The organism is Nocardioides sp. YR527, from assembly GCF_900101045.1.
In the GTDB taxonomy this organism is placed as follows: Bacteria; Actinomycetota; Actinomycetes; order Propionibacteriales; family Nocardioidaceae; genus Nocardioides.
Genome location: NZ_FNFN01000001.1, coordinates 760,563 through 775,608 on the forward strand (window position 1 = coordinate 760,563; position 15,046 = coordinate 775,608).

A 15,046-nucleotide genomic window follows, 5' to 3' on the forward strand; every position below is an offset into this window, starting at 1 on the left:
AGCGCGCTCGAAGACAAGCCCTCAATTCGACTCGGGCAGCTCCGCCAGGTGCTTGTGGCCCCATTCCCCCAGCGGCTGGAGGGCGGCGATCAGCTCTGCCCCGGCAGGCGTCGGGCGGTAGAGGACCTGAACCGGCGTCGACGGGATCACCTCCCGCACCAGGAAGCCGTCGCGCTCGAGCTCCTTGAGGCGCAGGGCGAGCATCCGGTCGGAGATGCCGTCAATGGCGCGGCGGTACTCCCCGAAGCGGCGTGCGCCGGCCACGGACGCGAAGAGGACCGCACCCGACCAGCGTTGCCCGACGCGCTCGAGCGTGCGCTGAAAGACGGCGCACGACCTTCCGTCGACCTGTACGTCATCCACTGTCACTTACTCAGCATAAGTTGCTAACACGCCAGTTGCAACGCTGTGTCGCGCCACTCAGACTCTGCGGTTGTCGGCTCATCGGTCCGGCCTCGAGATCACCCGCCCGAGCGGGTCTGCCCAAGGAGTACACGCGTGTTCATCGCGTACATCGTCGTCTCGTCCCTGCTCGCCCTCGTCTGCCTGGCCTCCGGAACGGCCAAGGTGACCTCACAGCCGGCCCTGGTCGAGCAGCTGGGTGGGCTCGGCGTCGCCGCCAAGCACGTCCCCCTTCTCGGTGCGCTGCTCGTGCTCGGCGCCGTCGGCCTCGTCGTCGGCATCTGGGTCGGAGCCCTCGGCGTCGCGGCCGCAGGGGCGCTCGCGCTCTACTTCGTCGGCGCGATCATCACCCATCTGCGTGCCGGCGACGCCAAGGGCTCCGTGCCCACGGTCGCTCTCACCCTCACCTCGGTCACCGCGCTCGTGCTGGGGCTACTCGCGCTCTGACCTCGGCGAGGCCCGGGTCAGCGCAGCATCGGCTCCCGCTTGAGGTCACGCTTGTCGAGCTTGGCGTCGTAGGTGGCCAGCGGCTTCGCCTTCGACGCGTCGGCCTCGACCGCGGCGGTCGCCACGCCGGCCCACTCCAGGATCCGGGCGGTGGCGAGCTCGCGCTCGTCGGCGACCAGGCCGGCCACGTTGGCGCCGTGGTTCATGCCCGGGGCGGTGAAGACGTAGGAGTCGGTCGTCTTGTGGCCCGGGCGGAAGCGCTCGGCGCCCCACGGGTCGGCCTCGCCGTAGACGAAGAGCATCTGGTGCGCGTTCTTGCGCACCCAGGAGTCGACGTCGCGCATCGCGGACGGGTCGAACCGCATGTCGATGTCACGCGGGACGAAGCTGCGCGGCGGCTGGTAGCCGTAGCGGATCAGCTCGTCCTCGATGTGCGGGAAGCCGATCGTCGGCGCACCGAGCTCGGTGCCGGCCTGGTAGTAGTAGGGCGTGTAGGGGCTCAGGCCCTGGTCGGTGTAGAACCCGAAGCCCGAGTAGTAGTCGATCGAGTCCCAGATCTCATGGTCCGTGGCGGTCGCCGCGTCGGCAGGGATGTTGGCGCACTCGCCCGTGCCGGCGTACTGCCAGAAGGCCCAGACGTAGTCGAGCACCACCATCTCGTACGCGGAGTCCAGGCTGCCCACGGTGTCGAAGGTGTAGCCCTCGGTCTCGGCGAGGTCGGCGTAGGTCGCCTTCAACGCCTCGCGGCGCACGAGCGCTTCGCGCTGGACGCCGTTGAGCCGGTCGCGGCAGTCCTCGGTGCCGACGGTGGCGAAGAAGTCGTCGTAGGCGGAGTCCTCGCGGTTGACCACGTCGTTCGGGGCGACGTAGGCGACGATGCCGTCCATGTCACGGGGGTAGAACCGCTCGAAGTAGGTGGCGGTCATCCCGCCCTTCGAGCCGCCGGTGGCGAGCCAGTTCGCGGAGTAGATCGGCTTCAGCGCCTTGAAGATGGCGTGCTGGTCGCTGGCGGCCTGCCAGATGTCGAGATCGTCCCAGTCGGCCGGGTCGGGGCGCGACGGGGTGAAGAACCGGTATTCCATCGAGACCTGGTTGCCGTCGATGATGCGGGTCGGCTCGCTGCGGCCGGGGTTGGTCGAGACGTTGTAGCCGCTGGTCTGGAACACGGTCGGGCGGGCGGTGTCCTTGTGCAGCACGGTGAACCGCTGCTGGAAGGTCTTGCCGTGCGGCCTGCGGTGGTCCACGGGCTGAGTGAAGTTGAGGACGAAGTAGCGGTAGCCGGCGACCGGCTTCTCCTGGATGAGGCTGACGCCGTCGATGGCGAGCAGGCGATCGAGGATGTCGTCCTCGGCGGCTGTCGCGGGGCTGGCGGGTGTGACGAGGAGCAGGGATACCAGCCCCATCGCCACCAGAATCCGGCCGATCAATGCACGCATGTGGGGTCTCCTTCGGTGCGGGTCCTCGGCAACCTAGCCGACCTCCGCGCCGGGCACCTCCGAATTCCGGATGCGTCCTCGGGAAGGAAGTCGCACGGCGACGCGTTCGGGTCGACATGACGTTCGATCCGCACGAACTCCTCGCCGCCACCCGCCACGGGATCCTGGCCACGATCAAGGCCGACGGCCTGCCACAGCTCTCACCCGTGTGGCAGTTCTACGACCGCGAGCGCAGCGAGATCCTGATCTCCACCCGCGAGGGGCTGGTGAAGACCAAGAACCTCCGCCGCGACCCGCGGGCGGCGATCGAGGTCGATGGGCCCAAAGGGCGGTCCTGGGCCACGGCCGAAGGCACCGTCACGCTGACCGGGCCCGGCGCCACCTTCGACAGCCCGGAGATCGACGCTCTCGTCGACTACTACCGTCGCGGCGCCGGCGAGCACCCCGACTGGGACGAGTACCGGGAGGTGATGGTCACCGACCGCCGCGTGCTCATCACCATCGCGGTCACGAAGGTCTACGGCGCGGACATCGGCTGATCTCAGCGGGCGTAGGGCCGGCCGAGCGCTCCTCGCTCGGCCGGTCGGTGACGGTTCCGCGCGGGCTCACCTACGCGGATTGAACAACGTGCCGAACCCGGACGCACCGAGTCCGCACAGCATGATGACGGCTCCGACGATCACGTTGGAGGCGATCATTCCACCGGTGGTGTCGACGCCGTTCATGAGCCACGGCGAGACGATCGCCCATGCACCCATGAGCGGGACGGTCCAGGCCAGACCGTGTGTGCGGCCGAACGCCGACGCGAACCCGAGCGCCAGCAGAGCGACAGCGAGACCGATGATCAGGTTGCTGACCATCAGTGGTGATGCCGTGGTGTTGAAGCCCACGACCCACGGCGAGATGGCCAGATAGAGACCGGCCATCATCGTGACACCGTCGACCACCTGAGCGGTGGCGGAGGAGCCGGTCAGATCGAACCGGTCCCGGAGTGCCGCGATGTCGGGATGTTCCTGAATGGACAGGTTTTCAGACGACATTTGAATTCACCTCCTCAGCCCCATGCCAAAGGAAGAACAACTGTCCTCGCGATCATTCTAGGCCCGCGAAGCGGTAATTGACCCGGCCGAAATCGCCGGCCCCGAGCGGGCTCCGGCGGTGGCACCATGGTCGCCATGGACGTGACGTCGCTGCAGGCCTACTGCCTCACCAAGCCGGGTGCCTGGCCGGACAACCCGTGGGATCACGAGCACCCGGTGATCAAGGTCGGGCCGGGTGAGCGCGGCAAGATCTTCGCCTTCCTCGGGGCCGCGAAGGTGGGGCTGAAGTGCGGTCCCTCCCGCGAGATCGCCGACGAGTGGCTGCTGCGCTATCCCGGTGATGTGGCCGTCACCGGCTACATCGGCCGGTCGGGGTGGAACGACCTCGCCTGGGGCGGCGCGATCCCGGACGAGGAGATCCTGGAGGCGGTCGACGAGTCGTACGCAACGATCGTCTCGAAGCTCCCGAAGAAGCTCCGACCGGAGGGCTGGGACGCCTGAGCCCGGCATGCCGGGCTTGAACGAGGCCGTTCGGTGAGGAATGGTGGAGCGGGTACTCCGTACCCAACCATGGAAGATCTCGACATGCTTCAGCTGACCGAGAACGCCACCACCATCGTCCGCTCGATCTCCGAGCAGTCCCAGGGCGCCGGCCTCCGGCTCGCCTCCAACGCAGAACCGGACGGCGCATTGAGCGCCGCACTCGTCCCGACGGCCGAGGCGGAGGACCAGGTCATCGAGCAGGAGGGCGCGCGGGTCTTCCTCGACCAGGGCGCTGCCGCCGAGCTCGACGACAAGGTCCTCGACGCCGGGATGGATGCCTCCGGCAACGTACAGTTCGGGATCTCTCAGCAGGCTTGATCCCGCGCTACGCCGGGGTGTGCCGCAGACGCGGTGCGCCCCGGCGTAGCTGATTTTGGGACTGCGTACGCCTCGCCGTTTGCGTAGGGTCGCGGACATGAGCACCACCGCCGCACCTGCCTGGTTCCACCTCTTCCTCGACGTCCCGCGGGAAGGCTGGGAGGAGGCGGTCGGTTTCTGGTCGGCGGCGACCGGATGGGCGCTCTCCGCGCCCCGCGGTGAGGACGGGCAGTTCCTCACGCTGGTGCCCCAGGAAGGCGATGCCTGGCTGAAGATGCAGGCGGTCGACGACGCCGCACCACGGATCCACCTCGATCTCGACGCCGTCGACCGTGAGGCAGCGGTCAAGCGGGCTGCGGACCTCGGGGCGAGCCCGGCGTGGACGTACGAGGACGTGCCGGTGATGCGCTCCCCCGGCGGGCTCCTCTTCTGCCACACGTCGGTCGAGAGGTCCGGTCTCCGCTTCGCGCGCTCGGAGCCTGAGCGGGTGCTCGACCAGGTGTGCATCGACATCCCCCGGGTGCGCTGGGAGCAGGAGGTCGCGTTCTGGGCCGAGATCACCTCGCGGACCCCGGAGCCGGCCAAGACCCCCGAGTTCGTACGCCTCGCCGACCCCGATCCGCACGGCGGGCTCCGGATCCTGCTGCAGCGGCTCGAGGACGAGGACGGCGAGGTCCGCGCCCATCCCGACCTCGCGGTCGCCCACCGGGCCACGGAGACCTGCCGTCACGAGGCGCTCGGCGCCGAGACCGTCGGCGTCTTCGAGTGGTGGACGGTGATGCGGGCGCCGTACGGGCAGGTCTACTGCCTCACCGATCGTGACCCGGTGACCGGTCGGGTGGCTTAGCCTGGAGGGATGCGACTCGCATCGTTCAACGTCGAGAACCTCTTCGCCCGGCCGAAGGCGATGGACACCGACGCGGCCAACGCTACGACGCGGCGAGCGGTCCTGACCGCTCACTCCCGCGTCTCCACGCTCCTCGCCCAGCCCAGCTACCAGGGCGACGAGCAGGAGATCCTGGACAACCTCGAGAAGCTCGGCCTCCTGAAGAGCGACGAGGGCGAGTTCGCGCGGCTGCGGAAGATGCGCGGCGCGCTGCTCAAACGCCCGCGCTCTCGTCCGGTCCAGCTGGTCGCGCAGGGGCGCAACGACTGGGTCGGGTTCGTCGAGCTCAAGACGACCGCCGTCGACGAGGTCGCCACGGAGAACACCGCACGCGTCTTCGCCGAGCTGCGGGCCGAGGTCGCGGTGGTCGTCGAGGCCGACGACCGGCCGGGGCTGCACATGTTCTCCCAGACGCTGCTGCCGGAGGTCGGCGCCGAGGCGTACGAGCAGGTGATGGTCGTGGAGGGCAACGACGAGCGCGGCATCGACGTCGGTGTGATGGTCGGCGACGGCTATCGCCTGGTGCAGATGCGCACCCATATCTTCGACCGCGACGAAGAGGGCGTGATCTTCTCCCGCGACTGCTGCGAGTATCACCTCGAGGCTCCCAGCGGCGCGCGGATCGTGGTGCTCGCCAACCATTTCAAGTCCAAGGGCTACTCGGAGAAGGGCGACCCGCTGGGCGCCAAGCGGCGCGGCCGGCAGGCCGCGCGGGTCGCGGACATCTACCGCGGGCTGCTCGAGGAGGGGATCGAGCACGTCTGCGTCGCCGGCGACCTCAACGACTCCCCCGGCGGCGGGTCGCTGGAGCCGCTGCTGTCGGTCTCCGGGCTCGCGGATGCCAGCGAGCACGCGAACTGGGACTGGAACCACCGCCGCGGAACGTACGGTTCCGGCAACGAGGACGACAAGATCGACTACCTGCTCCTCTCCCCCGCGCTGCGCGCCAAGCAGACCGGTGGCGGCGTCTTCCGCAAGGGTGTGTGGCACGGGCCGCGGACCAAGGACCCCTGGGACCTGTTCCCGACCCTGACCGCGGAGCAGCACGCCGCCTCCGACCATGCCTGTCTCTACGCCGACTTCACCGACCTGTGACCTGAAAGCCTCCCGTACGCTGCTGGGATCTGCGTGAAATAGGGGCCATGTGCCTCGGACACGGCCAGCAGCACGGGACCCTTCGGTCGATGAGCGCGCCGCTCACGCGGCGTACGGCGCTGGGAGCGGCGGGAGCAGGGCTCCTACTGGCGTCGATGTCCTCCTCGTTCACGGGTGCGGCGGCCTCGGCGACCGCCCGGGCCGGCGTCGGGGCGAGCCGGACGTCGCGGCTCTCGTCGGGGACCACGCTGGTCCATGCCGACCTGCACAACCACACGCTGATGTCGGACGGCGACGGCGACCCGGACCTCGCCTTCGACTCGATGCGGAGCGCCGGGCTGGACGTCGCGGCACTCACCGACCATGCCACGGTCTCCGACCACATCCTCGGCAATGCGCTCGCGGGGCTGCTGCCGGCGGCGTACAAGCAGATCGGCGGCATCACCCGCTCGGACTGGGCGCGGACACGGGAGCTGGCCGACGCGGCCAACGCCGACGGCACCTTCACCGCGATCCGTGGCTTCGAGTGGTCGGAGCCGTTGTTGGGTCATATCAACGTGTGGGGAACCGAGCACTTCACCGACATCGTCGACGTCGGCGCGATGCGGCCGTTCTTCGACTGGCTGATGCGCTCCCCCTCTACGCCGATCATCGACGGTGGGGCTGACGGGATCGCCGGGTTCAACCATCCTGGGCGCGAGCCGTTCCGGTTCCAGGAGTTCCGCTACGACGCGCGGGCGCGCGAGCGGATGGTGTCGCTGGAGATGTTCAACCGCGGCGACGACTACCTCTTCGAGGGCTTCGCCGACGGCAAGACCTCTCCCCTGTGTCAGTGCCTCAATGCCGGCTGGCGTACCGGGATCAGCGGGGTCACCGACGAGCACGGCACCGACTGGGGCCACCCGGAGGGCAAGGGGCGGACCGGCCTGTGGGTCGCCTCCCACGACCGCGGCGGCGTCTTCGAGGCGATGCGGGCGCGGCGGTTCTTCGCCACGCGCACCTCGGGACTTCGGGTCGACGCGGTGGCCACGCTGGACGGCGTGGAGCACCGGATGGGCTCGGTGGTCTCCGGCCGTGGCGGCGACATGCGTTTCACCCTCGACCTGGCCCGCGACGAGGAGTGGGTCGGCCGGGAGCTGCATCTGCAGGTGCTGCGCCCGGGCCCGTCGGTGCCCGTCGTGGCCGGCGTCGTGGCGTTCCGCGTCGGCGACCCGGTCGCGGTCACCGTGCCGGTCTCGGTCGACGACGGCGACTGGGTGCTGCTGCGGGTCAGCGACCCGACCCAGGCCAACGCGACCCCGGGCCCGGAGGGCCATCCGTGCAACGACCTGGGCATCGCCTACACGAGCCCGTGGTGGTTGCAGCCCTGAGTTTCCTGAGAAGGCGGCTCGCAGGCTGAAGATGCGCTGAAAGCGGGCGTCCGGGCGATGGTTGCGGGCCGTAGCTGTGGCACGCTGGCGAGGTGAACGAGGTGTGGTACGTCGTCGGGCTGGTCGCGGTCTCCGTGGCCGTGCTCGCGCTCGGGGTGTGGTTCGTGCGGCGTGAGATCAGGGACGAGGTCTCTTCCCCGCCGGTGCTGTGGGCCGGCTACGCGGTCGTGGCGGCGTTCGTCGTCTTCGGCGTCCTGCGCACCTCCTGGGTGGTGCTCTCATGAGGACTCGCGCTGATCTGCTGGGCTGGATCGGACTCGCCGGCCGTCTCTACCTCGGCTTCGTGTTCCTCGCCGCCGGCCTCGCCAAGCTGCCCGAGCCGGCGATCACCGAACAGGCGGTGCGCGGCTACCAGCTGCTGCCGTGGCAGCTGGCCCCTGCGTACGCCATCGCCATGCCGATCGCCGAGATCGTGCTCGGCGCACTGCTGATCCTCGGGCTGTTCACCCGGACCGCGGCGGTGGCGACGGCGCTCGGGCTGTGCTCGTTCCTCGTCGGGATCACCTCGGCCTGGGCACGCGGACTCAACATCGATTGCGGCTGCTTCGGCGGGGGTGGCGCCTCGGCCGACCCCGCCTATCTCGCCGATACCTTCCGCGACCTGGGCTGGCTCGCGATCGCGGTCTACCTGATCCTCGTACGCCGCACCAAGCTCGCTCTCGACAACCTGCTGTTCCGACGGGTGACTCCGTCGGAGGAGGACTACAGCGAGAGCTCGAAGAAGACCGAGTTGGGGTCGAGCGCGTAGCTGCCGAAGGGCGGACGCTCGGTGAAGCCGTTGCCCGCGTAGAGGCGCCGGGCGGGAGCGTGGAAGTCCTCGCTCCCGGTCTCGAGGAGGATCCGGCGGCCGCCCGCGGCCCGTGCCTGCTCGATGAGGTGCCGGAGCAGCGCGGTCGCGATGCCGCGGCCGCGAGCATGCGTCGAGGTGCGCATCGACTTCAGCTCGACGTCGCCCTCGGCCAATGACTTGAGCGCGCCGCAGCCGACGAGCTCGGTCCCCTCCCAGGCCGACCAGAACGCGATCTCGGGCACCCTCAGCGCCTCGAGGTCGAGTGCGTGCACCGACTCGGCCGGGCTCACCGCGTACATGTCCTCGAGGTGCTCCTCCAGGAGCCGGATCACCTCCGGCCGGGTCAGATCGTCGAGCTCGAAACGCAGGGAGACCACAGGCACGACTGGAGGCTAGCCGAGCCCTCCCCTTGTCGTGGCGGTTGGGTGCGTCGGGGCTGGTGCAGTATCGCGGCGAGCAACCAAGGTGTGCGATAGTGCGCAGCGCCGACGCTGGCGGCCGAAGCCGGCGGCATCGCTGCGCGGGGTCCGTCGAGGGATCGTTCGGACCGCTCCCCTAGCATCTGGGCATGCCTTCTCGTGCGCTCCCGGCCGTAGCCGCCGCTGCCCTGCTCCTGACGCTGTCCGCCTGTGGTTCCGACGACGGCGGGTCCGGTTCCGACCCCGCCGCGGAGAGCAAGGGCCCGAAGTCGAGCGAGTCCAGCGACTGGAAGTCGATCGTGAAGCCCGGAACGACGGACTGCGACTACACCGAGGACCCGATGGGCGCCTCCAAGGAGGTGGACCAGCCGGAGAAGACCGCGCAGTACACCGGCGAGGTCGCCGCCACCATCAACACCTCCGTCGGCCCGCTCGCGATCACCCTCGACGCCGACAAGGCGCCGTGCACGGTCAACTCGTTCCTCTCGCTGGCCTCGCAGGACTACTACGACGGCACCAGCTGCCACCGCCTCGGCAACAACCCCGGCTTCCAGCTGCTGCAGTGCGGCGACCCGACCGGCGAGGGCACCGGCGGCCCGGGCTACACGATCCCCGACGAGTTCGAGGACAGCGACACCTTCCCCGCCGGCACCCTCGCGATGGCCAACACCGGCCAGCCCAACTCCGGCGGCAGCCAGTTCTTCATGGTCTTCGGCGACACCCAGCTCCCGCCCGCCTACACCGTCTTCGGCACCCTCGACGAGGCCGCCATCAAGACCCTCCAGGAGGTCGGCGAGGCCGGCGTGGCCGAGGCCGGCCCCGACGGCACCGGCGCCCCCAAGACGCCCGTCGAGTTCGAGACGATCACCGTCGGTTGACCCACTCCTGCCGAGGCGTCACCCCGGTCGGGCGAGACGTCACGTACGTCGGCCGAGTAGGCACGTAGGTGACATCTCGGCCGACGCCAGTGACGCTTCGGCCGACCGGGGTGACGCTTCGGCCGGTCAGGGGCGGCGGCGGGGTGGGTCGCGGCGGAGGACCTTCGGGAGATAGGCCGCGCCGGTGCTCTGGGCAGCGGCGGCGTCACCGGGGTTGGAGATGCCGCAGCGCTGCAGGGAGAGGCAGCCGCAGCCGATGCAGGAGTCGAGGTTGTCGCGGAGGCGCTCGAGGGCGTGGATCTGCTCCTCGAGGCGGCGGCGCCAGTGTTTCGACATCCGGGCCCAGTCGGCCTTGGTGGGGGTCCGGTCCCCTGGCAGGCAGTCGAGCTCGGCCTTGATCTCGTCCAGCGACAGCCCGACGTTGGCGGCCGCCCTGATGAAGGCGAGGCGGCGCAGGACGCTGCGCTCGAACGTACGCTGTCCCCCGGCCGACCGCTGAGCCTGGATCAGGCCCTGGGTCTCGTAGTAACGAACCGCGGAGGCGGCATAGCCGCTGCGCCGGGTCACCTCGCCCATCGTGAGCAGGTCATGGGTGTTCATCTCACTCTTTTCTGTCACAGCCCTTGATATCAAGTTCACTTTAGGTTGAATCCTAGGGGGCATGAACAGATCAGACAACGAAGTAGCCGTCATCACCGGCGGATCCGCGGGGCTCGGGCTCGCCCTCGCGACCTCGCTCATCGACAAGGGTTGGAGCGTCGTCACCGACGCCCGCGACGCCGACCGTCTCCATGCCGCACTGCCGGGCAGCGCTCGGGTGACGACGCTGAGCGGCGACGTACGCGATCTCGACCATCAGGACGCGATCGCCGCCGCCGTCGCCCGGCACGGGCGCCTCGACCTGCTCGTGCACAACGCCAGCGAGCTCGGCCCGATGCTTCCCCTGGCCGAGGTCCCCGAGAGCCTCTTCTCGCGCGTGCTCGAGACGAACCTGCTCGCCCCGCTCACCCTGACCCAGCGACTCCTCCCCTACCTGATCGCCTCGCGCGGGACCCTCATCGGCATCTCGAGCGACGCGGCGGTCGAGCACTACCCGACCTGGGGGACGTACGCCGCGAGCAAGGCCGCGTTGGACCACCTGATCCTCACCCTCGGCGAGGAGAACGGCATCCGCGCGTACGCCGTCGACCCCGGCGACATGCGCACCGCCATGCACCAGGACGCCTTCCCCGGCGAGGACATCTCCGACCGACCGCTGCCGGAATCGGTCGTTCCGCACCTGCTCGCGCTGCTCGCAGGCGACGAGCCCACCGGGCGCTACCGCGCCACCGATCTCGCACCGACTGGAGCAACCCGATGACCATGCTCGCCGAACGACCGACCACCAGCTTCCCTGCCCCCGACGACACGACGGCCCCCGCGCCCGCGGAGTGGCGCGGCATCGAACGTGACGGGGTGCGCCTGCTCGTGGCGACCCCTGGCGGCGTACGACATGCTCTGTTCCGCAATCTTGCCGACCACCTCTCCCCCGGCGACCTGGTCGTGGTCAACGACTCGGTGACCGAGGCTCGCCAGCTCGACGCAGACATAGTCGGGCGCGGCCGGGTCGTACTCCACCTCGCCCAGCGCCTCGACACCGGCTGGGCCGTGGAGATCCGCTCGGCCCCGGACGCCTCGCGGTCCGTGCTCGACGCCGCCGAGGGCGACGTGATCGTCACCGCGGGCCTGCGAGTCACCCTGCGGGAGCCCTACCCCGACGGTCGCGCCTCCTCCCCCACCGGCGCGGGCAACCGGCTGTGGCGCGCCCAGGTCACCGGCGACGTGGCCGCCGAACTCGAGCATGCCGGCCGCCCGATCGCGTACGGCTATCTCGACCGGCGCTATCCGCTCTCCGCCTACCAGACGATCTTCGGGCACCGCCCCGGGAGCGCCGAGATGCCGTCGGCCGCGCGCCCGTTCACCCACCCGCTGGTCACCGAGCTGGTCACCCGCGGGATCCAGATCGCGCCCATCACCCTGCACACCGGCGTCTCCTCCCAGGAGGCCGGTGAGGCCCCCGGCGCGGAGTGGTTCGAGGTCTCCGAGACCACGGCACGGCTGGTGGAGCAGACCAGGTACGCCGGTGGCCGCATCGTCGCGGCCGGCACCACCGTCACCCGGGCCCTCGAGTCGGCGGTCATCCCCGCGACGGGCGCGGTCAGGGCGGCGAGCGGCTGGACCGACCGGGTCATCACACCGGCCAACCCGCCGTACGTCGTCAACGGGCTCATCACCGGCTGGCACGACCCGCAGGCCAGCCATCTGCTGCTGGTCGAGGCGGTCGCCGGTCCCGAGCTCACCCAGGCGGCCTACGATGCCGCCGCCGCTGACGGCTACCTGTGGCACGAGTTCGGCGACTCCGCCCTCCTGCTCCCGTGATCGCCGAGGCGGGCTAGGACAGGGCGCCCTCGCCGTAGCTCACCGGGGTGCCGACGGCGACGGTGCGGCCGACGGTGCACAGCCGGGTCTCGGACTTCTTGATCGCGTCCGGGAGGACCTTGCGGGCAGCGTCGCCGGCCTCGCCCTCGGGGAAGGTGATGTCGAAGGTGACCGAGAGGTCGACGAGGCGGTTGCCCTGCTCGTCGCGGATCTTGGTGCCCGCGGCAAGGGCCTCGAAGGTCTCCATCGGGGACCGCTTGGCGGTGATGAAGTCCACGTCCAGGGCGCTGCAGCCGGCCAGGGCGGCGAGGAGCAGCTCGACCGGGGTGAAGTCGGGGTCGTCGCCGTGGCCGATCACCACGGTGCCGCCGCGCGCGTTGGTCGCGCGGAAGCGGTGCTCGCCGATCTTCTCCAGAGAAACCGAGCGCTGGTCTGCCGCATCAGAAGTCATGGGGTAAGACTGCCATCCGCCCGTTAGCCTGTGCGACGTGAGCACCCAGAGTCTGCCCCTGCGCCGAGACGAGGCCGCCGCCCGCGCCAGCCTGCTGAACATCGAGGACTACGACGTACGCCTCGATCTCGGCTCGAGCGAGGAGACGTTCGGCTCCGTGACGACGATCCGGTTCACCTCCAGGGGCGGACCGACCTTCCTCGACCTGAAGCCGGTCTCGGTCGAGCGGATCAGCCTCAACGGGGCTCCGATCGAGCCGGCCATGCTCGCCAAGGGGCGTCTCCCGATCAGCACGCAGGAGGGCCCGAACGAGCTCGTCGTAGAAGCCACGATGCCGTTCCGCAACGACGGCGAGGGGCTCCACCGCAGCGTCGACCCGGCCGACGGGCGGGCCTACGTCTACGGCATGTGCTTCATGGACGCCGCGCCGACGATCTTCGCCTGCTTCGACCAGCCCGACCTGAAGGCGCCCTACACCTTCCACGTGACCGCACCGCACGACTGGACGGTGATCGGCAACGCACCTGGCACCCAGACCGAGCCCGGGACCTGGGAGTTCGAGCGGAGCCAGCCGCTCTCGACGTACTTCGTCACGCTCGTCGCCGGCCCGTGGCACATGATCCATGACGAGCATGACGGGATCCCGCTGTCGCTGAGCTCGCGGCAGAGCATCGCCGCCGACCTCGACAAGGACGCCGAGGAGCTCTTCACGATCACCAAGCAGTGCTTCGACGAGTTCCACCGGCTCTTCGGGATCCGCTACCCGTTCGGCAACTACCACCAGGCGTTCGTGCCGGAGTTCAACGCCGGCGCGATGGAGAACCCGGGCTGCGTGACCTTCCGCGACCCCCTCGTCTTCACCTCGCGGGTGACCCGTGGCATGCGGATCCAGCGCGCCACCACGGTCGCCCACGAGATGGCCCACCAGTGGTTCGGCGACCTGGTCACGCCGCAGTGGTGGGACGACCTGTGGCTCAACGAGTCGTTCGCCGAATACATGGGCAACCGGGTGACCGCCGACGTCACCGAGTACGACGACGCCTGGGCCGACATGTCCTACGCCCGCCGCCAGTGGGGTCTGACCGCCGACCAGCGCGGCTCGACGCACTCGGTCGCCGGGAACGGCGCCGAGGACGCCGTCTCGGCGCTGCAGAACTTCGACGGGATCTCCTACTCCAAGGGCTCGGCGATCCTGCGCCAGCTCGCCGCATCCCTGGGCGACGACGTCTTCTTCGCGGGCGCGATCGACCACTTCACCCGGCACCGGTTCGGCAACGCGACGATGCATGACCTGTTCGCGTCCTGGGCGCGCGCTGCCGAAGAGGCGGGGGTCGCGTTCGACCTCGACACCTTCACCTCCCAGTGGCTGCTCAAGGCCGGCCCGGACACGCTCTCGTGGGACCCGGGCAAGATGGTCGTCAACCGCACCGCTCCGTCGCGGCACCCCGCCGAGCGCTCCCACACCTTCCGGGCGGCGATCCTCAACGGCACGCAGTGGACCACCCAGGACATCACCGTCAACGGCGACAAGACTCCGCTCCAGGTCGCCGCCAACGCGGTCATCCTCGACCCCTACGACGACACCTGGGCCTCCGCCATCCCCGACTGGGAGACCGTGCAGGCGCTCAAGGCGGCACTGCCGGACGTGACCGACGGCGGCCTGCGCGCCGGAGTGTGGAACAACCTGCGCAGCGCCTGGTTCAACGCCGCGGTCGACCCGGCCGACGTCGTCGACATCGCCGAGGCCTCGCTGCCGGTCGAGGACGTCGAGGACAGCCCGCGGCGCACCATGCCGTGGCTCTTCGGCGCGGTCGTGCCGCTCGCCCCCGCCGGGGCGCGCGAGCGGCTGCACGAGGCGGCTCTCCGCAAGCTCGACCAGGTCGCTCCGGGCTCGGAGCTCCAGCTCTCGGCCTACCGCACCGCGATCCGCTCGGCCACCTCCGAGTCCCTGCTGCGGGAATGGCTCGCCACTCCCCCGGCCGGGATCGAGACCGACCTCGACCTGCGCTGGCGCATCCTGGCCAAGCTCGCCGAGAACGGGTTCGCGGATCGTTCGGAGCTGCAGGCGGCGTACGACGCGGAGCCGGCCAACGAGGCCCGCATCCACCTCAACGGCGCGCTGGTCAGCATTCCAGACGCGGAGGCGAAGGCGTACGGCTGGTCGGTGTTCACCGGCGAGACCGACCTGCCCAACTACGACATCCTGGCCGCCGGGCGGGCGTTCTGGACCGGTCCGGCCGAGCTCACCGCGGGCTATGTCGAGCGCTACTTCGCCGAGCTTCCCGCCACCGCCGAGAAGCGGTCCGGCTGGAGCCTGGCCGAGGCCGCCGAGGCGTTCTTCCCGAGCGGTTCGGTGACCGAGGAGACGCTCGCTGCCGCGCGGGCGGTCATCGAGCTGGACCTGGACCCAGGCGTACGCCGTCGGGTCTCGGACGCTGCCGACAACCTGCAGCGGCAGCTGGCGATCAAGGTGACCTATCCCGCGTAGCCGAC

The 15,046-nt window shown here is 69.9% G+C and carries 19 protein-coding genes; 13 read left to right on the forward strand and 6 right to left on the reverse strand.

The window, feature by feature from the left end; all coding sequences use genetic code 11:
* Window positions 1–21: 21 nt before the first annotated feature.
* Window positions 22–369: a winged helix-turn-helix transcriptional regulator gene (locus BLT25_RS03665; RefSeq protein WP_091041984.1), complete on the reverse strand. Its 348-nt coding sequence runs from the start codon at window positions 367–369 to the stop codon at window positions 22–24.
* A gap of 129 nt (window positions 370–498) precedes the next feature.
* Between BLT25_RS03665 and BLT25_RS03670 the strand changes: the two genes are divergently transcribed.
* Complete coding sequence (locus tag BLT25_RS03670; protein WP_091041987.1) at window positions 499–849, forward strand: DoxX family protein; 351 nt, start codon at window positions 499–501, stop codon at window positions 847–849.
* 17 nt (window positions 850–866) lie between these two features.
* Here the strand turns inward: BLT25_RS03670 and BLT25_RS03675 are convergent, their stop codons facing one another.
* The gene (locus BLT25_RS03675; RefSeq protein WP_091041988.1) at window positions 867–2,285 is read right to left on the reverse strand and encodes an alpha/beta hydrolase family protein; all 1,419 of its coding nucleotides are present in this window, start codon (window positions 2,283–2,285) and stop codon (window positions 867–869) included.
* Window positions 2,286–2,401: 116 nt separating this feature from the next.
* On the opposite strand from BLT25_RS03675, the gene BLT25_RS03680 reads away from it, so the two are divergent.
* Window positions 2,402–2,824 carry a PPOX class F420-dependent oxidoreductase gene (locus BLT25_RS03680; RefSeq protein ID WP_091041990.1) on the forward strand — a complete coding sequence of 141 codons (423 nt, stop codon included), beginning with the start codon at window positions 2,402–2,404 and terminating at the stop codon, window positions 2,822–2,824.
* Window positions 2,825–2,890: 66 nt separating this feature from the next.
* On the opposite strand, the gene BLT25_RS03685 is transcribed toward BLT25_RS03680, so the two are convergent.
* Window positions 2,891–3,325: an SPW repeat protein gene (locus BLT25_RS03685; protein ID WP_091041992.1), complete on the reverse strand. Its 435-nt coding sequence runs from the start codon at window positions 3,323–3,325 to the stop codon at window positions 2,891–2,893.
* Window positions 3,326–3,460: 135 nt separating this feature from the next.
* Between BLT25_RS03685 and BLT25_RS03690 the strand changes: the two genes are divergently transcribed.
* The 7 genes from BLT25_RS03690 (at window position 3,461) to BLT25_RS03720 (ending at window position 8,345) form a co-directional block, all read left to right on the forward strand.
* Complete coding sequence (locus BLT25_RS03690; RefSeq protein ID WP_091042483.1) at window positions 3,461–3,826, forward strand: MmcQ/YjbR family DNA-binding protein; 366 nt, start codon at window positions 3,461–3,463, stop codon at window positions 3,824–3,826.
* An 84-nt stretch (window positions 3,827–3,910) separates the two neighbouring features.
* Entirely contained in the window at window positions 3,911–4,186 is a 276-nt protein-coding gene (locus tag BLT25_RS03695; protein ID WP_091042485.1) for a hypothetical protein, read from the forward strand.
* A gap of 97 nt (window positions 4,187–4,283) precedes the next feature.
* Entirely contained in the window at window positions 4,284–5,033 is a 750-nt protein-coding gene (locus tag BLT25_RS03700; RefSeq protein WP_091041995.1) for a VOC family protein, read from the forward strand.
* A gap of 9 nt (window positions 5,034–5,042) precedes the next feature.
* Complete coding sequence (locus BLT25_RS03705; RefSeq protein ID WP_091041997.1) at window positions 5,043–6,167, forward strand: endonuclease/exonuclease/phosphatase family protein; 1,125 nt, start codon at window positions 5,043–5,045, stop codon at window positions 6,165–6,167.
* Between the two features lie 89 nt (window positions 6,168–6,256).
* Window positions 6,257–7,537, forward strand: a complete 1,281-nt coding sequence (locus tag BLT25_RS03710; protein WP_256328435.1) for a CehA/McbA family metallohydrolase — start codon at window positions 6,257–6,259, stop codon at window positions 7,535–7,537.
* A gap of 92 nt (window positions 7,538–7,629) precedes the next feature.
* Window positions 7,630–7,821 (forward strand): hypothetical protein, encoded by a 192-nt coding sequence (locus tag BLT25_RS03715; RefSeq protein ID WP_091042002.1) that lies wholly within the window; start codon window positions 7,630–7,632, stop codon window positions 7,819–7,821.
* Entirely contained in the window at window positions 7,818–8,345 is a 528-nt protein-coding gene (locus BLT25_RS03720; RefSeq protein WP_091042005.1) for a DoxX family protein, read from the forward strand. The genes BLT25_RS03715 and BLT25_RS03720 overlap by 4 nt, the downstream gene beginning before the upstream one ends.
* On the opposite strand, the gene BLT25_RS03725 is transcribed toward BLT25_RS03720, so the two are convergent.
* Window positions 8,300–8,770 carry a GNAT family N-acetyltransferase gene (locus BLT25_RS03725; RefSeq protein ID WP_218131222.1) on the reverse strand — a complete coding sequence of 157 codons (471 nt, stop codon included), beginning with the start codon at window positions 8,768–8,770 and terminating at the stop codon, window positions 8,300–8,302. The two genes, BLT25_RS03720 and BLT25_RS03725, sit on opposite strands and share 46 nt — an antisense overlap.
* 185 nt (window positions 8,771–8,955) lie before the next feature.
* On the opposite strand from BLT25_RS03725, the gene BLT25_RS03730 reads away from it, so the two are divergent.
* Window positions 8,956–9,684, forward strand: a complete 729-nt coding sequence (locus tag BLT25_RS03730; protein WP_091042008.1) for a peptidylprolyl isomerase — start codon at window positions 8,956–8,958, stop codon at window positions 9,682–9,684.
* 126 nt (window positions 9,685–9,810) lie between these two features.
* On the opposite strand, the gene soxR is transcribed toward BLT25_RS03730, so the two are convergent.
* Entirely contained in the window at window positions 9,811–10,284 is a 474-nt protein-coding gene (gene soxR, locus BLT25_RS03735) for a redox-sensitive transcriptional activator SoxR (protein ID WP_091042011.1), read from the reverse strand.
* A 61-nt stretch (window positions 10,285–10,345) separates the two neighbouring features.
* Here soxR and BLT25_RS03740 point away from each other — a divergent pair, with 61 nt between their 5' ends.
* Together BLT25_RS03740 and BLT25_RS03745 are read left to right on the forward strand one after the other, a co-directional pair.
* Complete coding sequence (locus tag BLT25_RS03740; protein ID WP_091042012.1) at window positions 10,346–11,044, forward strand: SDR family NAD(P)-dependent oxidoreductase; 699 nt, start codon at window positions 10,346–10,348, stop codon at window positions 11,042–11,044.
* Entirely contained in the window at window positions 11,041–12,102 is a 1,062-nt protein-coding gene (locus BLT25_RS03745; RefSeq protein WP_091042015.1) for an S-adenosylmethionine:tRNA ribosyltransferase-isomerase, read from the forward strand. Before BLT25_RS03740 ends, BLT25_RS03745 begins: the two co-directional genes overlap by 4 nt.
* Before the next feature lie 13 nt (window positions 12,103–12,115).
* Here BLT25_RS03745 and BLT25_RS03750 read toward each other — a convergent pair whose 3' ends face one another.
* Window positions 12,116–12,553, reverse strand: coding sequence for an OsmC family protein (locus tag BLT25_RS03750; RefSeq protein ID WP_091042016.1), 438 nt, complete (start codon window positions 12,551–12,553; stop codon window positions 12,116–12,118).
* 37 nt (window positions 12,554–12,590) lie between these two features.
* Between BLT25_RS03750 and pepN the strand changes: the two genes are divergently transcribed.
* Window positions 12,591–15,041, forward strand: a complete 2,451-nt coding sequence (gene pepN / locus BLT25_RS03755; RefSeq protein ID WP_091042019.1) for an aminopeptidase N — start codon at window positions 12,591–12,593, stop codon at window positions 15,039–15,041.
* Window positions 15,042–15,046: the final 5 nt, after the last annotated feature.

Coding starts and splice junctions, on each gene's coding strand:
- BLT25_RS03695 (WP_091042485.1), top strand. CDS start 3,911: ATGCTTCAGCTGACCGAGAACGCCACCACCATCGTCCGCTCGATCTCC.
- BLT25_RS03700 (WP_091041995.1), top strand. CDS start 4,284: ATGAGCACCACCGCCGCACCTGCCTGGTTCCACCTCTTCCTCGACGTC.
- BLT25_RS03705 (WP_091041997.1), top strand. CDS start 5,043: ATGCGACTCGCATCGTTCAACGTCGAGAACCTCTTCGCCCGGCCGAAG.
- BLT25_RS03690 (WP_091042483.1), top strand. CDS start 3,461: ATGGACGTGACGTCGCTGCAGGCCTACTGCCTCACCAAGCCGGGTGCC.
- BLT25_RS03745 (WP_091042015.1), top strand. CDS start 11,041: ATGACCATGCTCGCCGAACGACCGACCACCAGCTTCCCTGCCCCCGAC.
- BLT25_RS03710 (WP_256328435.1), top strand. CDS start 6,257: ATGAGCGCGCCGCTCACGCGGCGTACGGCGCTGGGAGCGGCGGGAGCA.
- BLT25_RS03685 (WP_091041992.1), bottom strand. CDS start 3,325: ATGTCGTCTGAAAACCTGTCCATTCAGGAACATCCCGACATCGCGGCA.
- BLT25_RS03730 (WP_091042008.1), top strand. CDS start 8,956: ATGCCTTCTCGTGCGCTCCCGGCCGTAGCCGCCGCTGCCCTGCTCCTG.
- BLT25_RS03720 (WP_091042005.1), top strand. CDS start 7,818: ATGAGGACTCGCGCTGATCTGCTGGGCTGGATCGGACTCGCCGGCCGT.
- soxR (WP_091042011.1), bottom strand. CDS start 10,284: ATGAACACCCATGACCTGCTCACGATGGGCGAGGTGACCCGGCGCAGC.
- BLT25_RS03680 (WP_091041990.1), top strand. CDS start 2,402: ATGACGTTCGATCCGCACGAACTCCTCGCCGCCACCCGCCACGGGATC.
- BLT25_RS03750 (WP_091042016.1), bottom strand. CDS start 12,553: ATGACTTCTGATGCGGCAGACCAGCGCTCGGTTTCTCTGGAGAAGATC.
- BLT25_RS03740 (WP_091042012.1), top strand. CDS start 10,346: ATGAACAGATCAGACAACGAAGTAGCCGTCATCACCGGCGGATCCGCG.
- BLT25_RS03675 (WP_091041988.1), bottom strand. CDS start 2,285: ATGCGTGCATTGATCGGCCGGATTCTGGTGGCGATGGGGCTGGTATCC.